The sequence below is a fragment of the Nocardia sp. bgisy118 genome, from assembly GCF_057708605.1.
The window spans coordinates 29,266-45,555 of record NZ_JBYISM010000029.1 but is presented as its reverse complement, the minus strand read 5'-3'; the positions used below and the strand labels follow the sequence as shown (position 1 = coordinate 45,555).

Genomic DNA, 16,290 nt, shown 5'->3' with positions numbered 1-16,290 from the left:
CGACGGGACCGGAAGGATGCCGATCACCGGTGCGGTGGTGGGGCGAACGAAGTTTGGCGCTGCCTACCGCCCGGTGTAGAGGAACCGGGCGGGGCAGCCGCGATTGATTCAACGGTGCGTTCCTGAGCCCAGAGCACCCGGTTCTCTGTGATTCCGCTGAGAATCGGCTGCTCAGGCCAGTGCGGCCGGCCAATCGTGCGTCCAGGACAGCGCCGATGCCGCTATCAGCGGATTCCCGCGACGGCGTCGGCTTCTTCCGGCCAGTGCTGCGCCCACGGCCTGGCCTGCTCGAGCTGGGCCGCGACGCGCAGGATTCCGAGTTCGTCGTCGGGTCGTCCGATCAGCTGGACGCTGAGCGGCAGTCCGGAGTCCGACCAGCCCGCGGGGATCGCGGCCGCCGGATTGCCGCACACGTTCCACAGCGCGGTGTAGGCGGTCATCGGCATGCTGCGCAGGATCGCGTGCACCGCGCCCGTGCCGTCGAGCCTGCCGATCGGCGGCGGCAGGTGCGGCAGGGTCGGGGTGAGCACCAGGTCGTAGCGCTCGAAGACGCGGTTGACCCGCGCCGCGATCCGTTCGCCGTAGCGCTCGGCCCACCGCCGGAGCGGTTCCGGCGCGAGCAGGCGCGCGGCGGCCGAGAGCGTCCTGGTGCGCTGCTCGAGCAGGTCCGGGCGATCGACGCGCTCGGCTTCCTCCCTGATGCCGCCGAGGAACTGCGGGAAGAACGCGGGGGTGGCCTCGGGGTGGTCGACCTCGAACTCCTCGACCTCGTGGCCGAGTTCGGTCAGGGTGTCGGCCATCGAGCGCAGCGCCGCCGCGCACTCGGGCGCCAATCGGGTCAGCGGCACGGCGGGGCGCGACGACACCGCGATCCGCAGCGGCCGCACCGGCTCGAGCGACGTGAACGGGGTCGTCGGCGCGGGCGCGTGCCAGCGGTCCGCGGCGCAGCTGCCGCTGATGACGTCGTAGAGCAGCGCGCTGTCAGCGACCGAACGGGTCAGTACGCCGAGAGTGCCGAGCGCCCGCCACAGATCGCCGTGCGGCACGGTGCTGACCCGGCCCCGCTGCGGTTTCAGGCCGAACAATCCGCAGCAGGCCGCCGGGATCCGGATCGAACCGCCGCCGTCGCCGCCGGTGGCCGCCGCGACGATGCCCGCCGCGACCGCCGCCGCCGATCCGCCGCTGGAGCCGCCCGTGCTGCGCGTGACGTCCCAGGGATTGCGCGTGTAGCCGTGTGCCGCGGACTCGGTGAACGGCCAGGTGCCGAATTCCGGCATCGCGGTCTTGCCCACGATGATCGCGCCCGCCGCGCGCAGCCGCCGCACGATCTCCGAATCGGCCTCTGCCGGAGTGGTCGTCGCCGCGCCGCCGTAAGTGGTGCGGACGCCCGCGACGTCGACCTCGTCCTTGATCGCGATCGGCACGCCGTGCAGCGGGCCGAGCGGACGCCCTGCCGCTCGCGTCTCGTCGTGGGCTCGGGCCTGCGCCAGCGCCTCGTCGGCGAGCACCGAGGTGAAGGCGTTGAGCCGCGGTTGCAGGCGATCGATGCGCGCGAGGGTCTGTTCGGTGAGCTCGACCGCCGAGATCAGGCCGGTGCGGACGGCTTCGGCCTGGCCGAGCACGCCGGTGTACCGGGGTCGGTCGCCGGGCTGCTCGTTCATCGGACTCCCTCTCGTGGCGCGAACGCGTTCACGTGGACGCGCGTTCAGTTGTCCGAATTACATGCCGCACGGTGGGACGTGTCAAGGGCGGTGCCGGACGGCGCGGGTGATACTGGCCCGCGTGAACACGATCGCCGTGCTGCGCCGTCTGCTCGCGATGGCCGCTGTCGTCTGCTCCGTCGCGGCGCCGCTGGCGCTGACGCCGCCCGCGCAGGCCGGGCCGTTGACGGACTGCGGATGGAGCAGGCGGATCGGGGCCGACACGCTGAACGTCGCGTTGCCCGACACTTTCGCCAACTACTGGATGGCCGCCCTGCCCGCGCTGCCCGCCGATGGCCTGACGCTGCGCGGCCGTTATCCGCACGGCCGGTACATCTCGTTCACCAGCTACCAGGGTTCGCGGACCATGGACGGCCTGGACGATCTGCGCATCGAACCGGATCCGGGCAGCGCCAATCCGTTTCGGCCCGGCGCGGACCGAACCGCGACCGAACGGTCCTTCACCGTGCGGGTGCTGCCCGGCCCCCGTCCCGCACAGCCGGCTCCGAACACCCTCTACGCGGATTCCGGTCTGGCACTGATCATCTACCGGGTCTACCGCACCGACGAGGGTCTCGATCCGCTCGGCGGGGAACCGCTGCCGGAGCTCACCGTGCACCGAGCCGACGGGCCGCACGCGCTCCCTGCCTGCACGGCGGATCAGGGTGCGCCCGATCCGTCCGCCGCGCACCTGCCCGGCGGGCCCCGGCTGCCCGCGAGCGTGCCAGGCCCCGATCACCGCGCCTGGTCCAAGACGAGTGGCAACGGTGTGTTCGCGAATCCGGACAACACCTATCTCGCCTCGCGCGTCGCGCCGCGAGCTGGACAGGTCGCGGTCGTCGGCGCCCAGCTGCCGAGCACCCCCGCGACTTACGGCGGCCAGGCGACCATGGCTCCGGCGCAGCTGCGCTACTGGTCCCTGTGCGCGAACGAGCTTGCCAGCACCCGTGTTTCGGCCTGCGTAGTCGACGACGAGACGCCCGTCGACGAGCGGGGCTGGTTCACCGTCGTGGTCTCCGACCCGGCCGACCGACCCGCGAACGCCACCCGCGACTGCGGCGTCGCCTGGCTGCCGACCGCCGGATTCGACACCACGCTGCTGATGCGGAACATGTTGCCCGACAAGGATTTCGCGCACTCCATTCAGCGCGCGCCGGAAGACGACCCTGCTGCGGGGATGGGGCCCTACTACCCGCGCACCGACCTCATGACGACCGCGGAGTTCGAGGCGACCGGCTGCGCACGCTGAGACGTCGGCCGCGCGCCAGGTCCGGGCTCGCCGCCGGTCATGGAGAAACGAGCGGGCGGTAGCTGCCGGATCGTCCGAAATGCCCCGGCGCAGAGCCGTATTCGTCGCACGTGGCAGAGCGCGCGCGGCTGTTCGACAGTGTGGCCTCGCCCCGGACAATGCGAGCGTCGGCACCGGCGCGGCCGTCGACTCGGCAGTGCCGTTCGGTGCTCACGACGACCGGACCCGCTGGCCGAGGCGATGGGCGAGCTGCTTGACCATTTCGGCGGCGAGCACCGCTTGGCCGTTGGCGGCGAAGTGAATTCGGTCGGCGCTGAGCAGATCGGCGCGGTCGTTGACCGGGTGGTCCCACATGTCGACGAGCACGGCCCGATACTCGGCGGCCAGCATGCGGGTGATCGCGTTGACCGTGCGAACCCGTTCGGTCCAGTCGTCGAACTCGGGAATTCGGTACGCGCGGCCCAGCGTGAAGGTCGTCAGCTGGGCGCCCGTCGCGGCCGCGCGGCGGTACAGCTCGCGCAGGTCCTTCTCGATCCGCGCGTAGTCCGGGGCGCGGCGCACGATGTCGTTGGCGCCGCTCGGTAGGTGCAACAGGTCGGGGGCGAAGTCGGTGAGGCGATCCAGCTGGTCCAGTGCGTGTTCGGTCGTCGCCCCGCCGACCGCGACGTTGCGGTAGGTCAGGTCGGGCGCCACCCGTCGCAGGGCATCGGCCACGCGATCGGCCCATGGCTGGCTGGCGTAGCCGGGGCGCGGGTCGCCGGTGCCCGCCGAAAGGCTGTCGCCGACCACGCCGAAGCGCCGCCACGGCGCGTCGAACAACAGTGCCGCGGCCTCCAGCGCGGGCACGCAGTGCGGGTCTGTCTCTTCGGACGTGAAATGCTGCGCGATACTCACGATTCAAACATACGTCCGGTCGTATGTTTGAATCAAGGTGTGCTGGCCGGAATTCTCGATTCCAGACCGTTTCGATTCGTGAAATACACTGCACCGCAATGTTTCCGGCCGGAACGGGGTACGATCCTCTTCGGCGTTCTCGAACCGTCGCTGACATTCGAAGAGGGGTACGGCTGTGAGCATGATTCTCGCTACGGCACATGACATGTACGGCACAGTTCTGGCCCAGGTCGGCAATCCGACCCCGGAGGCCCCGCCCATCTCGGACAAGATCCTCCAAATGGTTCGCTACCTCACCTGGTTCGTGCTGCTCTCCGGAATCGCGGCCATCACCTACGCGGGCGGCCGGTTCGCCTGGGAGAAGTGGACCGGCGGCGGCCTCCAGTCGCCGAAGATGGTGGCCGGAGCCATGCTCGGCGGCGCCGTCGCCACCAGCGCGGGCACCATCATGAACGCGGTCGTCGGCTGAGTCCGCGCCCGGCGTGCTTCAGACGGCGCGCCACTTGATGGAGCAGCCCATACTCGGACGCTGCGGTTCCGGTACCGTTTCGCCCGCGAGCACCGCCGCGAGCGCGGCGCGCAGTTCGCGGCCGGTGACGGGTTTGCCGTTGCCCGGAGTGGATTCGTCGAACGCGCCGCGGTACGCCAAGGCGAGACGGGCGTCGTAGAGAAAGAAGTCCGGGGTGCAGGCCGCGCCGAACACGCGCCCCACCGACTGCGACTCGTCGATGAGGTACGGGAAGGACCATCGCGCCCGTTTCGCTTGTGCGCGAAGCCCTTCCGGCCTGTCGTCCGGGTACGCGTCGGCGTCGTTGGTGCAGATCGCCACCGCGGGCACGTTCGAAGCGTCGATCACCGCGCCGAGCTGGTCCTCGATGTGCCGCACATACGGGCAGTGATTGCACGCGAAGACGACCAGCAGTCCCGGACCGTTCGCGAAATCGGACCGCCGGTGGATCCGGCCGTCCAGATCGGGCAGGGCGAACTCCGGGGCGGGCGTGCCAAGCGGGACCATCAGGGATTCGAGAGCCATATCTGCCTCCGTCCGGTTCACTTCGAGGGTAACGGGCGACGAGGGCCTGTGGACCCTGTCGGAGAGAGTTCGTGGACAGGTCCCGCGCGGCCGGAGCGACAGCCGGAGGTGCGCCTACTTCGTGAGATCGCCCGGATCGGTGTTCGCACCGCACAGCACGACGCACACCCGCTCGCCGGGCGCGGGGCGGTAGCCGCCACCGGTCAGCGCGGCCATGGCGGTCGCGGCGGCGTGTTCGACCGCCAACCGGTGCTCCGCCCAGAGCGCACGGCGGGTGGCGACGATCTCCTCGTCCGGGACGAGCACCGACACCGAGTCCGCCGCGTGCGCCGCGGCGAGGGCCAGCTCGCTGACGCGGCGCGCGCCCAGAGCGTCGGCGGCCACCGAGTCGACCGCGACGTCGACGGGTGCGCCCGCCGCGAGCGCGGCGTGCAGCGCCCGACAGTTCCGCGGTTCCGCGGCCACCACGCGGACGCCGTAATGTGCTGCGGCGGTTGCGATTCCGGCGAACAAGCCGCCGCCGCCCACCGCGACGACGACGGTGTCGAGGCGGGGCAGTTGCCGATGGATTTCGGTCAACAGGGTGCCCGCGCCCGCGGCGATCAGTGGGTGGTCGTAGGCGTGCGAGAGCAGCGCGCCGCTGGACTCGGCGAAGGCGTGGCAGGCCGCGAGCGCGTCGGCGTACTGCTCGCCGACCAGCCGGACGTCGGCGCCGTAGCCGCGCAGCTTGTCGATCTTCACCGGTGGCGCGGTGGCGGGCACGAACACCGTGGCGGGCACGTTCTGATTACGCGCCGCCCAGGCGCAGGCCATGCCCGCATTGCCGCCGGAGGCTATGGTGACGCCCCGGTCGGGCAGACTGCCCGCCTCGCGGTGCGCCTGGAGGAAATTCTGCGCGCCCCGCGCTTTGAAGGTCCCGGTGTGCTGGAGAAATTCGAGGGCCAGCCAGAGCCGGGCCGAGCCCTTGTCGGGCGGGTCGGCGGGGGCGATCGTGACGGGTCGCACGCGCCCCGCGATGCGCTCGGCGGCGGCCTTGATGTCTGCGTAACTCAGGTCCATCCGGCTCCGCTCGGCTCCCTCGCACGTCCTTCGGGGGCGGTCGAGTGCGCGCGCCGCCGAACGCGATCATAGCCAGCCGCGCTCGCGGCGGTGTCCGACTCGAATTCCGGCCGCCTGACATTCGATTTGCCAACCAGTTGCGCAAATACGGCGCGGATTACCGGGTAGGCGCAGGAGGAGCTGTCATGCTCTTGTTCGTTCGCTGATCCGGCCCGCTGCCTCGCGCACGGGATGACGAGAGGTCGATCTGTGAAATCGAGTTGGATGGCGGCGCTCGCGCTGTCGGCTGTCGCGGTCTCGGGCTGTTCCGCTGACACGTCGGCCGATACCGCTGCTACCTCGTCCGCCGCTCCGGCGAATTCGGCGGGTGCGACAACGACCGCCGCGTCGAAGGACGCCGATCCCGCGGGCGGTTTTCGCATTCCGCTCGGCGAGGAGCGAAAAGTTCCTATTCCCGCCGCCGCGATCATGGAAATCACGGTTCCCGCCGAATGGGGCGCGGCCGTCAACACTGTGCGCTGCACGGTAGCCGACAGCAACGGAAGGAACGAGGATCTGCGTTCCTCGGAGCCGAAGAAACAAGAGCACATCGCGGGCAGGAAGTGGGTCACGCTGTGGTCCTTCTCCTCGCCGCCCGCCACCGAGGTCACGGTCGGCTGCCAGGACGTGGGCAACCTGGTCGCCGACGCGCAGCTGCGCTACATCCGCGTCGTCCCGCGCGGGCTGAAGCCGAGCTGAGCCACCGCCGCGGCGTGGGCCGCGGCGGCAGCGCTCGCGCTACTTGCCGTGGGCGCGCAGCTGGTAGAGGCCCTTGGTCACCGCGACGGTGTTGCCTTCGGCGTCGGTGACGACGGCCTCCAGCGTGAAGTCCGACTTGCCGCGCTCGGCCGCCTCCGCCTCGATCCGCGCGATCTCCTCCTCCGGCAGCGTGGCCTCCGCGCGCAGCTGGGATTTCGCCATGCCGACGAACTTGATCTCGAAGCCCTTGACCAGCGGGTAGTAGGCGGAATTGTCGAAGGTCGCCACGGCGATGGCGCCACCGAGCACCTCGGCGACAGTGAACTGCACGCCGGCGTAGATCACCCCGAAGTGATTGCCGTTGCCCTCCAGCGGCACCGTGGTCGCGGCGAATCCGCTGCGCACCTCGACCGCCTGGACGCCCATCTTGGCGGCCGCGGGGATGGTGAACTCCAGGGCGCCGTTGATGATGTCGACGAACGGAGGGGCGTCGTCGGTGCTGTTGTCGGTCATGGGGACCGAGTCCTTTCGCGCGTGCGGTCCGGCGCACCATCGTCCGCGCGGCGTCCGCGCCCTGTGCCCGCGGACCTCGTCGTCCTTGATTCACCGGTCCCGTCCTCGGCGAGGGCGGGTGCCCTCAGATTAGGAAACGGGAGCTGCGCTGCGCAATCGGCGGGGGCGATGGCGAGCGAGATTCTGCGGCAATCGTTGTCGGTGTGCCTGAGTAGCCTCGGAACCGTGGGTGACGACCTGATCGACTATCGCGAGCGCCCCTCACGATTGAGCGGTGCCGTGGTGTGGACGCGGACCATGACGCGCGTCGAAGAACCGCTGCCGGTCCTGCCGGACGGCTGCATGGACCTGCTGTGGCGGGACGGCACGCTGCTGGTCGCTGGCCCGGACACCACCGCGCATCCCGCGGGCGCTCCGACGGCGACGCAATACACGGGCGTGCGGTTCTATCCTGGTACCGCCCCCGCGCTGCTCGGCGTGCCCGCACACGAATTGCGGGACCGGCGAGTCGAATTGGCGGACCTGTGGCCCGCGGCGACCGTGCGCGAGCTGGCGGGCCGAGTCGAAGACGCGCCCGACCGGGCAGCCGCTCTGGAGGCCATCGCGCTAGGCCAGGCTGCCGAGGCCGGACCGCCCGACCCGCTGCTGCGCCAGATCGTCGCGGCACTGCACGCGGGCCGGTCGGTGGCCGCGACGGCCGACGCCGCGGGACTCGGCGCCCGGCTGCTGCATCGCCGATCGCTGGCCGCCTTCGGTTACGGACCCAAAATGCTCGCCCGCATCCTGCGCCTACAGCGGGCGTTGGCCTCGGCCCATGCGGGCACATCGCCTGCCGACACCGCGATCGCCACGGGTTACGCGGATCAAGCGCATCTCGCGCGCGATATGCGGGAGCTGGCGGGAATGCCGCTCGGCGAATGGTTGGCCCGCCGCGGGCGAGACCGGCCGAGCGGCGCGTAGTCCGACGCACCCGGTCGAGGCCTCAGCTCAGCGGCGCGTAGAGGTCGATGCCGTTGCCGTCGGGATCGTTGATCACGGCGTAGCGCTGGCCCCATGGCGCGTCCCACGGCTTCAGCTCGCCCCGGTAGCCCGCCGAGGTCAGATCGGCGTAGATCGCATCGACCTCGGCGGCGTCGGCGCAGCGGAAGGCGAGACCGATACGGCCCGCGCTGCTCGGCGGCTCCCATTCGGCGTGGAAGGAGCGAACGACGTCCTCGGTGTCGAGTGCGAGCCGCATCCCGCCGGCGAGCTGGGCTTCGACGTGCGGCTGGGCGTCCGCGTCGGCCGGGAATTCCAGGCCGAGGCGGCGGTAGAAGGCCAGCGAGGCGGCCATGTTCGAGGTGACGATGCCGAGGAAATCCAGTTGCGGAGTCATATCGGCAGCGTAAGGACGGTGCGCCGGTCCGGTCTTGAACGAATCGGACGTCGTCAGTGGGTCGGCGCAGGCACCAGTTCGGCGATGAGGTTCTCCACCAGGATGCGGATCCGGTCGCGGATGGTGCGGACCACCTCGATGGTCTGATCGGTCGGGTCGGGCAGCACCCAGTCGCGATAGCTGATGCCGGGGAAGAACGGGCAGGCGTCGCCGCAGCCCATGGTGATCACCACATCGGAGACGCCGACGGCCTCGTCGGTCAGCTTGCGCGGCGTCTTGTCCGAGATATCGATGCCGACCTCCGCCATGGCCGCCACCGCTACCGGATTCAGGGTCGCCGCGGGTGCGCTGCCCGCGGACCGTGCCTCGATGCGGTCACCGGCGAGAGCGGTGAGAAACCCGGCGGCCATCTGGGATCTGCCCGCGTTGTGCACGCAGACGAACAGCACACTGGGCTTGTGGGCCATCGGGCCGCCTTTCGGGTGGTGCGATGCTAGGTGGTGGCCGGACCGGTCCGACGGTGCGGTGTGGTTCCGGTGCGTACCGTCCGGAAGGATTGGGCCGAAACGCTGTCGTAGCGTAAGGGATACGGGCGGTCGGGCGCCGAGGATGGGGGACCTCTCGCGGCCGTACCCGCCCGCTCGATCCGCGGCGCCGTGACGTTTGCGCTGCTAGAGGCATCGAGACGCGAAAGTCGTTGCTGTGACGAAGGTCTACACTCGGACAGAAAAGACCAGTCGGTCGCAAAATTTGTGCGCGGCAGCCAGCGGGGACGAGAACTCTTGCCGCGCTTGACGACTGGCCCGCCGTTGGGGTGCGGGAACGCGAAACCGCCGCGACATCCGAGGATGTCGCGGCGGCGGGTCGTGGTGCGGGGTCAGATCGGGCGCAGGTCGATCACCTTGCGCAGCCGCGCCCGGTCGCGTTCGAGCCGCCGCGCCTCATAAGCGATGGGGAAGTAGCGCACCCGTTCGGGAAGGAGCGGAACGCCGCGCGCGATGAACCAGCCCAGCGCTCGCAGCTTGCGCTCGTCCGCGGCGGTCCAGGTGAGACCGAGCTTGCGCCGCGCGGCCTCCGGCGTGGTGCCCACGGTGACGAAGTACTGCATCCGTCCGATCGGCGCGACCGCCGCGCGCCAGAGCGGCGTCAGGACTCGCGGCAGCTGCTTCGGCGGCGCGACCGAGCGGATCACCCGCAGGTAGTCGTGCGCGGTGCTCGTCTCGCGCAGGTGGTTCTCGACCATGTCGTCGAAGAACTTCTCGAAGGCGGCGTAGTTCTCCGGAATCTCCTTGGGCGCCACCGAGAAGTTGCGCATCAGCTGCAACGTCTCCTGGTAGTACGCCTCCTTCTCGGCGTAGGTGAGCGGGCGGCGGGCGAAGTACTCGGCGCTCTCGGTGAAGGCGAAGGTTCCGGTGTGCAGCACCCAGGCCCACGGCCCGGACGCGAGCGCCTTGTGTCGCATGCCCGCGGCGTCGGTGGTGTTCAGCGAGGCGTGCATCGAGCGAAGCCGGTCGGCCTCGGCGAGCGCCTCCTCGCCGCCGTAGACCCACATCATCACCGAGGAGAGGCTGCGCACGGCGCGGCCCATGGGGTCGGTGCGGAAGCTGGAGTGCTCGTCGACGACGGCGGAGATGGTCGGCTCCATGGTCTGCAGGAGGAAGGCGGAGCCCGCGGTCAGCGAGAACGTGATCAGGCCGGTCTCGTCCCACATCCGGGTGCCCGGCGCGAAGGGACGGCGCGGGGGCAGTTCCCGCGCGGTGGTCTCGAGTGCGGCGGACGCGGTCATTGTGCGATCTCCTTTGATCGACCCAACTCAGAACGATGAGATGATTATCATACCAATCTCTCATTCTCTTGTCGTGTGCAAGATCCGCCGGTGGCCCGTTCTGTGGCGCGCGACCTACGCTGGCTGCCATGGCGACGGAGCGGACGGAGTGGGTATGACAGGGCAGTGGCGCGAGCGCGCAGGCCGGATCGGCGTGCTCACCGGTGCGGGCATCTCCACCGACTCGGGCATCCCCGATTTCCGCGGGCCGCGCGGGGTGTGGACGAAAGACCCCATCGCCGAACTGCTCTCGACCTACGACAACTACCTGGCCGACCCTGGCCTGCGGGAACGCGCGTGGCTGGCGCGCCGCGACAACCCGGCCTGGCAGGCGACGCCGAACACCGCGCACGAGGCGCTCGTCGAGCTGGCGCGGGCGGGTCGCGCGGTCACGATCATCACCCAGAACATCGACCGGCTGCACCAGCGCGCAGGCTCGCCGCCGGAGCGGGTCATCGAGATTCACGGCAACATGTTCGAGGTCGTCTGCGTGGAATGCGATTTCGAGACCAGCATGGCCGCCACCCTGGAGCGGGTCGCCGCGGGCGAACCCGATCCGCCCTGCCCCGCGTGCGGCGGCATCCTCAAGGCCGCGACGATCATGTTCGGCCAGCAGATGGATCAGCGCACTCTCGCCAAGGCCGCGATCACCGCCGAGACCAGCGACATCTTCCTCGCCATCGGTACCTCGCTGCAGGTCGAACCGGCTGCTTCGATGTGCGCCGTCGCCGTCCGCGCGGGCGCCGACCTCGTCATCGTCAACGCCGAACCGACCCCCTACGACGACATCGCCACCGAAGTGATCCGCGAACCCATCGGCGCCGCCGTCCCCCGCCTCGTCGCCGAAATCCTCGACGCCTGACCACCTTCGGCGTTCCGAAGTGAGCGGCCGGGGTGGCGGCGGCCGTCAGCCGACCGACCCCTGCGGTCCGATCAGCCGATCGGGCCGAGGACGCGGTCCAGGTACGGATTGGCGAAGCGGGCCTTGGGGTCGAAGCGGCGGCGGACTTCGGTGAAGCGGTCCCAGTCCGGGTAGCGCTCGCGCAGGGTGTCGGCGGTCTGGAAGTGGCGCTTGCCCCAGTGCGGGCGGCCCTGGTAGCGGTCGAAGACCTCTTCGCAGGCGCGGAAGTACGGCTCCCACTCCATGCCGCGATACTGGTGCACGGCGATGTAGCAGGTGTCGCGGCCGCTCGCGGGGGAGAGGAAGGCGTCGTCGGGCGCGACCCAGCGCACCTCGATCGGCATGGGCGTCTGGAAGCGCGCCGACACCTCTTTGATCTCCCTGATCGCCGCGACCGAATGTTCCCGCGGGATGGCGTATTCCATCTCGGTGAAGCGAAACAGTCTGGGGGAGGCGAACACCCGGTAGGACCGGTCTACCTGGCGGCGGTAGCTGCCCGCGTAGGCGGCGCCGCGGTGGATCCACGGGATGACCGCGGGCTGACGCTTGGCGACGCGGCACAGCGCGTCGAAGGTGTAGTTGGACATGAGGATGTCGGCGAGCCAGTCCAGCATTTTGCCGCGCGGCTGTTCCGGCAGGTCGACGCGGTTGTTGCGCTTGGTCATCGCCAGCGGGCTGTGCGCGAACATGTAGAACTCGAAGTGCTCGTTGCCGTCGACGTAGGAATCCAGGTCGGCGAGCACCTCGTCCACCGGCACCGGCCGTTCCACGCCTTCGAGCACGAACGAGGGCACCAGTTGCAGGGTGACCGCCGTGACCACGCCGAGCGCGCCCACGCTGACCCGCGCCGCCCGCCAGCCGTCAGGGTCGTTCTCGGCGGCGAGTTCGACCCGGCTGCCGTCGGCGAGCGTCAGCTCGACCGAATGCAGCGCGGCGGAGATGTTCTGTAGCGTCGCGCCCGTGCCGTGCGTGCCGGTCGCGGTGGCGCCCGCGATGGTCTGCACGTCGATGTCGCCGAGGTTGGGGAAGGCCAGCCCGGCGGCGTGCAGCGCCGCGCTGGCCGCGTTGAGGGTGATGCCCGCCTCGACCCGTGCTCGCCCGGTCGCGGCGTCGAGTTCGAGGACGCGGTTCATCCGCGACAGGTCGAGCAGCGTGCCGTCGGTGAGAACGGTGTCGGTGAAGGAGTGCCCGGCGCCCGCGACCCGGACGTTCTGCCCGCGGTCCGCCGCGCCGGCGAGCAGTTCGGCGAGTTCCTCGTGGTTGCGCGGGGAGGCGAGGGTCGCCGGTGTGCAGTCTTGATCCCCGGCCCAGTTCACCCACGAGTTGGTCATGCGTCCAATTTAAGGCATGCGTGTGACGCGCGCTACCCGCGCTCGGTTTTCGATTACCGGCGGCGTCCCAGGCAGGTGTGCGCTTTGGCCGTTTCGACTTCATCGTCGTTCAGCGGCGCGACCAGCAGCGGCATGCGCGGGATGGAGTCGGCGCGCACGCCGTTCAGCATGATGGCCGCATAACGCTGCCAGACATCGGGATTGACGGGCTTGGCGAACTCGGCCAGCGCGTCGACCATGTGGATCAGCGCGAAGAAATCACTCGGTTCGATATCGGGCTGCAGCGTCCCCGCGTCGCGGGCGCGGTCGATGACGGCCGCGACGGTCGGCTTGATGCGATCGCGCAGCGCGGCGAACCGCCCGGGGTCCTCCTCGAGCTCGAGCATGACCTCGCTGAAGCCGCGGTTGTTCGCCAGGTGCCTGCAGGCGTACTCGAAGAACTGGACGACCCCCAGCCATGGGTCGGGGTGCTGCGCGGCCTCCTCGGCTGCCACGGCGAACTCGCCGATATGCTGCTCGAAGACCTCGGCGATGAGCTCCTTCTTGTTGGCGAACCGCCGGTACACGGTCCCTACGCCGACGCCCGCTTTCTCCGCGACGTCGTCGAGGGTGATCTCGAGTCCGTGCTCGGCGAACAACTCGCGCGCCGCGGCGACGATGCGCTGCTGATTGCGCGCGGCGTCGGCACGCAGGCGCCGAGGTGGGGCGGGGGCCGTGGCGTGATTCACATCCCCATGTTAGCAACGATCGGGATTAAGCGGAGGCATTGTCTCCGTTAACGTGATAGCTTCTACCGGTAAGCGGAGGTGATATCTCCGCATCGATACCCGAGTCTCGAGGGGACCTATGACTACCGTGATCGATCGTGGGGCGCCTGCCCCCGAGAAATCCCAGCGCCGCGGCTCACACGCGCTGCGCTGGTGGGTGCTCGCCGTGCTCGGCGTGGCACAGCTGATGGTGGTGCTCGACGCCACCGTGGTGAACATCGCACTTCCCGCCGCCCAGCAGGACCTCGGCTTCAGTGACGCCGACCGCCAGTGGGTGATCACCGGCTACGCGCTGGCGTTCGGCAGCCTGCTGCTGCTCGGCGGACGCCTGAGCGACCTGTTCGGCCGCCGCAACACCTTCATCATCGGCCTGGTCGGCTTCGCCGTCGCCTCGGCCATCGGTGGCGCCGCGCCCAACTTCGAGGTGCTCGTCGCGGCTCGCGTCGGCCAGGGCGTGTTCGGCGCGCTGCTCGCGCCCGCCGCTCTGTCGCTGCTGACCGTCACTTTCACCGAACCGTCCGAGCGGGCCAAGGCCTTCGGCATCTTCGGCGCGGTCGCCGGTACCGGCGGCGCGATCGGCCTGCTGCTCGGCGGCGCGCTCACCGAGTGGGCCAACTGGCGCTGGGTGATGTTCGTCAATCTGGCCTTCGCGGCCGTCGCGCTGGTCGGCGCGGTGCTGCTGCTCGCCAAGCACGTCAGCGCCGAGCGACCCAAGCTCGACATCCCCGGCACCGTCGTGGTGACCGCGGCGCTGTTCGGCATCGTCTACGGCTTCGCGCACGCGGAGACCGACGGCTGGACCAACGGCGCCACCCTGGCCTTCCTGATCGGCGGCGCGGCGCTGCTCGCGGTGTTCGTCTGGCTGGAGTCCCGGGTCGCGCACCCGCTGCTGCCGCTGCGAATCCTGTTGGACCGCACCCGCGCCGGCTCCTACATGACCGTGTTCGTGATGGGCATCGGCATGTTCGCGATCTTCCTGTTCCTGACCTACTACATGCAGCTGAGCCTGGGCTACTCGCCGATCAAGACCGGCGTGGCGTTCCTGCCGATGGTGGCCGCGATGATCGTCTCCTCGACCACCACGCCCTCGGTGCTGCTGCCGAAGTTCGGTCCGAAGATCGTGGTGTCCGCCGGGTTCCTGATCGCCGCCGCGGGCATGGCCTGGCTGACCCGGATCGGCCTGGACACCGGCTACGGCACGCACATCCTGCCCGCCCTGATCCTGATGGGTCTCGGCCTCGGTGGCGCCATGGCGACCGCCTTCCAGGGCGCGACCTCGGGCGTGCACCACGAGGACGCGGGCGTGGCCTCGGCCATGATCAACACCAGCCAGCAGGTCGGCGGCTCCATCGGCACCGCGCTGTTGAGCACCATCGCCGCCTCGGCCGCCACGGACTACCTGTCCACCGCGCAGCCCGGCCCGCTGGCCGTCGCCCAGGCCCAGATCGAGAGCTACACCACCAGCTTCTGGTGGGCCACCGCGATCTTCGTCCTCGGCGCCCTGCTCTCGGCGGTGCTGATGCCGAACACCCAGCCCGCGCCCGCGGAGGGTGAGCCGGTGCTCGCGCACTGACCCGAAGGCAACTCGAAAACCACGAAGGCAATTCGAAAAACACAGCGCCCGCGCCGGTTTCGACCGGACGCGGGCGCTGTGCTGTGCGGCGACCTCTCAACAGTTGCTCGGAGCCGGGACGCCGGCGAATCGATCGGACAGGTAGCCGAAGGCCCGCAGCGCGCCCTGCGTGCCTGCCGCGTTGTGGTCGGCGCCGGGGATGATGTCGAGCTGCACCCGTGTGCCCGCCCGGCAGTAGCGAGCGGTGACCGTGCGGACGAGGCCGGGATCGACGTCGTCGGCCTCGCCGTGCCATTGGTACACCGGGGCGCGCGGGACGCCGGGGAAGGTCTCCAGGCTGTTCTCCTCCAGGACCTGGACGGTGGACGAGTCGGCCTCCAGCGGTCCGTTCAACACGTCGGAGAAACTACGGTTCGCGCCCGCGCTGATGATCTCGTCGGTGCAGGCGTTGGCGATCTGATCGCGCAGCGTCCGCCCGGCCGGATTGAGCCTGCCCGACATGTCCATCCGGCCCGGGTATTCGCGTTCGAGGCCCATCGCGGCCGCGAAGCCGAGCCCGAACAGCGGGTTGGGGTTCGCGCCGAGATCGCGGGCCAGCGTGCCGATGTTCACCGGAACCCCGCCCATGGCCACGCCGGCGATCGGCAGCTCGGGTGCGTACTCGGGAGCGAGCGCGGCCGCGAATCCGGTGGCCGTGCCGCCGCCCGAGTACCCGGCCAGGCCCACCGGGCTGCCGGCGAGGCCCGCGGGGGCGAAACGCTTTGCCGCGCGGAGGCCGTCGAGGGTGATGTGGCCGCCCAGCTGTGCCGCGCCGTACGCGCTGGTCGGCCCGAGGTGATCGGGCACCGCCACGGCCCAGCCCCTGGCGAGCAGCAGATTCAACGCGGGAGCCTCCTGCATGCCGCCGTCGAAGAGGCTGTGCGAGGGCGCGCACTGCATGCCGAGCGAGTTGACGAACGGCTGGTACGACACCAGCGGACGGTCGAGCCCGCCGCCCGGCGGCACCAGCACCGTGGTCATCGCCGCGATCGGTTCGTTCGCGGAGTCGATGGAGCGGAACAGCAGCTGCCACACCGTGGAACCGGGAAAGATCGCCGCGGGAACGACCCTGCTGCGCAGCACATCTCCGAGCTGGAACGCGGCCAGATCGGACGGCGCGGCGTAGAAGCCGTCGGCGTCGGGGATCGGATAGATCGGCAGCGCCGCCGCGGGCGCGGTATGCCCGAGGCAGGTCGCCGCGACCGCGAGCGCCGCGAGGGCGACGCGTCGCATCGGACGTGAACGCCTGCCGCTCGAAGTTTGCTGCCGCACGGTGCGGCGCGCTGCCGCCGC

General features: G+C 70.2%; 17 protein-coding genes. 6 read left to right on the top strand and 11 right to left on the bottom strand.

The window, feature by feature from the left end:
• Nucleotides 1-224: 224 nt before the first annotated feature.
• Complete coding sequence (locus AC3EO7_RS29295; protein ID WP_431971066.1) at nucleotides 225-1,661, bottom strand: amidase; 1,437 nt, start codon at nucleotides 1,659-1,661, stop codon at nucleotides 225-227.
• A 121-nt stretch (nucleotides 1,662-1,782) separates the two neighbouring features.
• On the opposite strand from AC3EO7_RS29295, the gene AC3EO7_RS29290 reads away from it, so the two are divergent.
• The gene (locus AC3EO7_RS29290; protein ID WP_435593002.1) at nucleotides 1,783-2,949 is read left to right on the top strand and encodes a hypothetical protein; all 1,167 of its coding nucleotides are present in this window, start codon (nucleotides 1,783-1,785) and stop codon (nucleotides 2,947-2,949) included.
• A 210-nt stretch (nucleotides 2,950-3,159) separates the two neighbouring features.
• Here the strand turns inward: AC3EO7_RS29290 and AC3EO7_RS29285 are convergent, their stop codons facing one another.
• Nucleotides 3,160-3,843, bottom strand: a complete 684-nt coding sequence (locus AC3EO7_RS29285) for an SGNH/GDSL hydrolase family protein (protein WP_431971064.1) — start codon at nucleotides 3,841-3,843, stop codon at nucleotides 3,160-3,162.
• A 181-nt stretch (nucleotides 3,844-4,024) separates the two neighbouring features.
• On the opposite strand from AC3EO7_RS29285, the gene AC3EO7_RS29280 reads away from it, so the two are divergent.
• Nucleotides 4,025-4,312 (top strand): hypothetical protein, encoded by a 288-nt coding sequence (locus AC3EO7_RS29280; protein WP_157108003.1) that lies wholly within the window; start codon nucleotides 4,025-4,027, stop codon nucleotides 4,310-4,312.
• 18 nt (nucleotides 4,313-4,330) lie between these two features.
• On the opposite strand, the gene AC3EO7_RS29275 is transcribed toward AC3EO7_RS29280, so the two are convergent.
• Together AC3EO7_RS29275 and AC3EO7_RS29270 are read right to left on the bottom strand one after the other, a co-directional pair.
• The gene (locus AC3EO7_RS29275) at nucleotides 4,331-4,876 is read right to left on the bottom strand and encodes a thioredoxin family protein (RefSeq protein ID WP_431971063.1); all 546 of its coding nucleotides are present in this window, start codon (nucleotides 4,874-4,876) and stop codon (nucleotides 4,331-4,333) included.
• A 114-nt stretch (nucleotides 4,877-4,990) separates the two neighbouring features.
• Nucleotides 4,991-5,935, bottom strand: coding sequence for a threonine/serine dehydratase (locus AC3EO7_RS29270; protein WP_435593001.1), 945 nt, complete (start codon nucleotides 5,933-5,935; stop codon nucleotides 4,991-4,993).
• Nucleotides 5,936-6,184: 249 nt separating this feature from the next.
• Here AC3EO7_RS29270 and AC3EO7_RS29265 point away from each other — a divergent pair, with 249 nt between their 5' ends.
• A complete protein-coding gene (locus tag AC3EO7_RS29265; protein ID WP_431971061.1) occupies nucleotides 6,185-6,673 on the top strand; it encodes a hypothetical protein in 489 nt (162 codons plus the stop codon).
• Nucleotides 6,674-6,712: 39 nt separating this feature from the next.
• On the opposite strand, the gene AC3EO7_RS29260 is transcribed toward AC3EO7_RS29265, so the two are convergent.
• The gene (locus tag AC3EO7_RS29260) at nucleotides 6,713-7,186 is read right to left on the bottom strand and encodes a YiiD C-terminal domain-containing protein (RefSeq protein WP_435593000.1); all 474 of its coding nucleotides are present in this window, start codon (nucleotides 7,184-7,186) and stop codon (nucleotides 6,713-6,715) included.
• Nucleotides 7,187-7,411: 225 nt separating this feature from the next.
• Between AC3EO7_RS29260 and AC3EO7_RS29255 the strand changes: the two genes are divergently transcribed.
• A complete protein-coding gene (locus AC3EO7_RS29255; protein WP_435592999.1) occupies nucleotides 7,412-8,146 on the top strand; it encodes a DUF6597 domain-containing transcriptional factor in 735 nt (244 codons plus the stop codon).
• A gap of 22 nt (nucleotides 8,147-8,168) precedes the next feature.
• On the opposite strand, the gene AC3EO7_RS29250 is transcribed toward AC3EO7_RS29255, so the two are convergent.
• From AC3EO7_RS29250 to AC3EO7_RS29240, 3 genes are all read right to left on the bottom strand, one after another.
• On the bottom strand, nucleotides 8,169-8,561 hold the full coding sequence (locus AC3EO7_RS29250; RefSeq protein ID WP_435592998.1) for a VOC family protein: 393 nt from the start codon (nucleotides 8,559-8,561) through the stop codon (nucleotides 8,169-8,171).
• Nucleotides 8,562-8,614: 53 nt separating this feature from the next.
• On the bottom strand, nucleotides 8,615-9,028 hold the full coding sequence (locus AC3EO7_RS29245; protein WP_431971057.1) for an arsenate reductase ArsC: 414 nt from the start codon (nucleotides 9,026-9,028) through the stop codon (nucleotides 8,615-8,617).
• A 410-nt stretch (nucleotides 9,029-9,438) separates the two neighbouring features.
• The gene (locus AC3EO7_RS29240) at nucleotides 9,439-10,347 is read right to left on the bottom strand and encodes an oxygenase MpaB family protein (RefSeq protein WP_431971056.1); all 909 of its coding nucleotides are present in this window, start codon (nucleotides 10,345-10,347) and stop codon (nucleotides 9,439-9,441) included.
• Nucleotides 10,348-10,501: 154 nt separating this feature from the next.
• Between AC3EO7_RS29240 and AC3EO7_RS29235 the strand changes: the two genes are divergently transcribed.
• The gene (locus tag AC3EO7_RS29235) at nucleotides 10,502-11,248 is read left to right on the top strand and encodes an SIR2 family NAD-dependent protein deacylase (RefSeq protein WP_431971055.1); all 747 of its coding nucleotides are present in this window, start codon (nucleotides 10,502-10,504) and stop codon (nucleotides 11,246-11,248) included.
• Nucleotides 11,249-11,319: 71 nt separating this feature from the next.
• On the opposite strand, the gene AC3EO7_RS29230 is transcribed toward AC3EO7_RS29235, so the two are convergent.
• Both AC3EO7_RS29230 and AC3EO7_RS29225 read right to left on the bottom strand, forming a co-directional pair.
• A complete protein-coding gene (locus AC3EO7_RS29230) occupies nucleotides 11,320-12,618 on the bottom strand; it encodes a D-arabinono-1,4-lactone oxidase (protein ID WP_435592997.1) in 1,299 nt (432 codons plus the stop codon).
• Nucleotides 12,619-12,671: 53 nt separating this feature from the next.
• Entirely contained in the window at nucleotides 12,672-13,346 is a 675-nt protein-coding gene (locus AC3EO7_RS29225) for a TetR/AcrR family transcriptional regulator (RefSeq protein WP_431971053.1), read from the bottom strand.
• Between the two features lie 118 nt (nucleotides 13,347-13,464).
• Between AC3EO7_RS29225 and AC3EO7_RS29220 the strand changes: the two genes are divergently transcribed.
• Nucleotides 13,465-14,958, top strand: coding sequence for an MFS transporter (locus AC3EO7_RS29220; protein ID WP_435592996.1), 1,494 nt, complete (start codon nucleotides 13,465-13,467; stop codon nucleotides 14,956-14,958).
• 96 nt (nucleotides 14,959-15,054) lie between these two features.
• Here AC3EO7_RS29220 and AC3EO7_RS29215 read toward each other — a convergent pair whose 3' ends face one another.
• Nucleotides 15,055-16,230, bottom strand: coding sequence for a lipase family protein (locus AC3EO7_RS29215; protein WP_435592995.1), 1,176 nt, complete (start codon nucleotides 16,228-16,230; stop codon nucleotides 15,055-15,057).
• Between the last annotated feature and the right edge of the window lie 60 nt (nucleotides 16,231-16,290).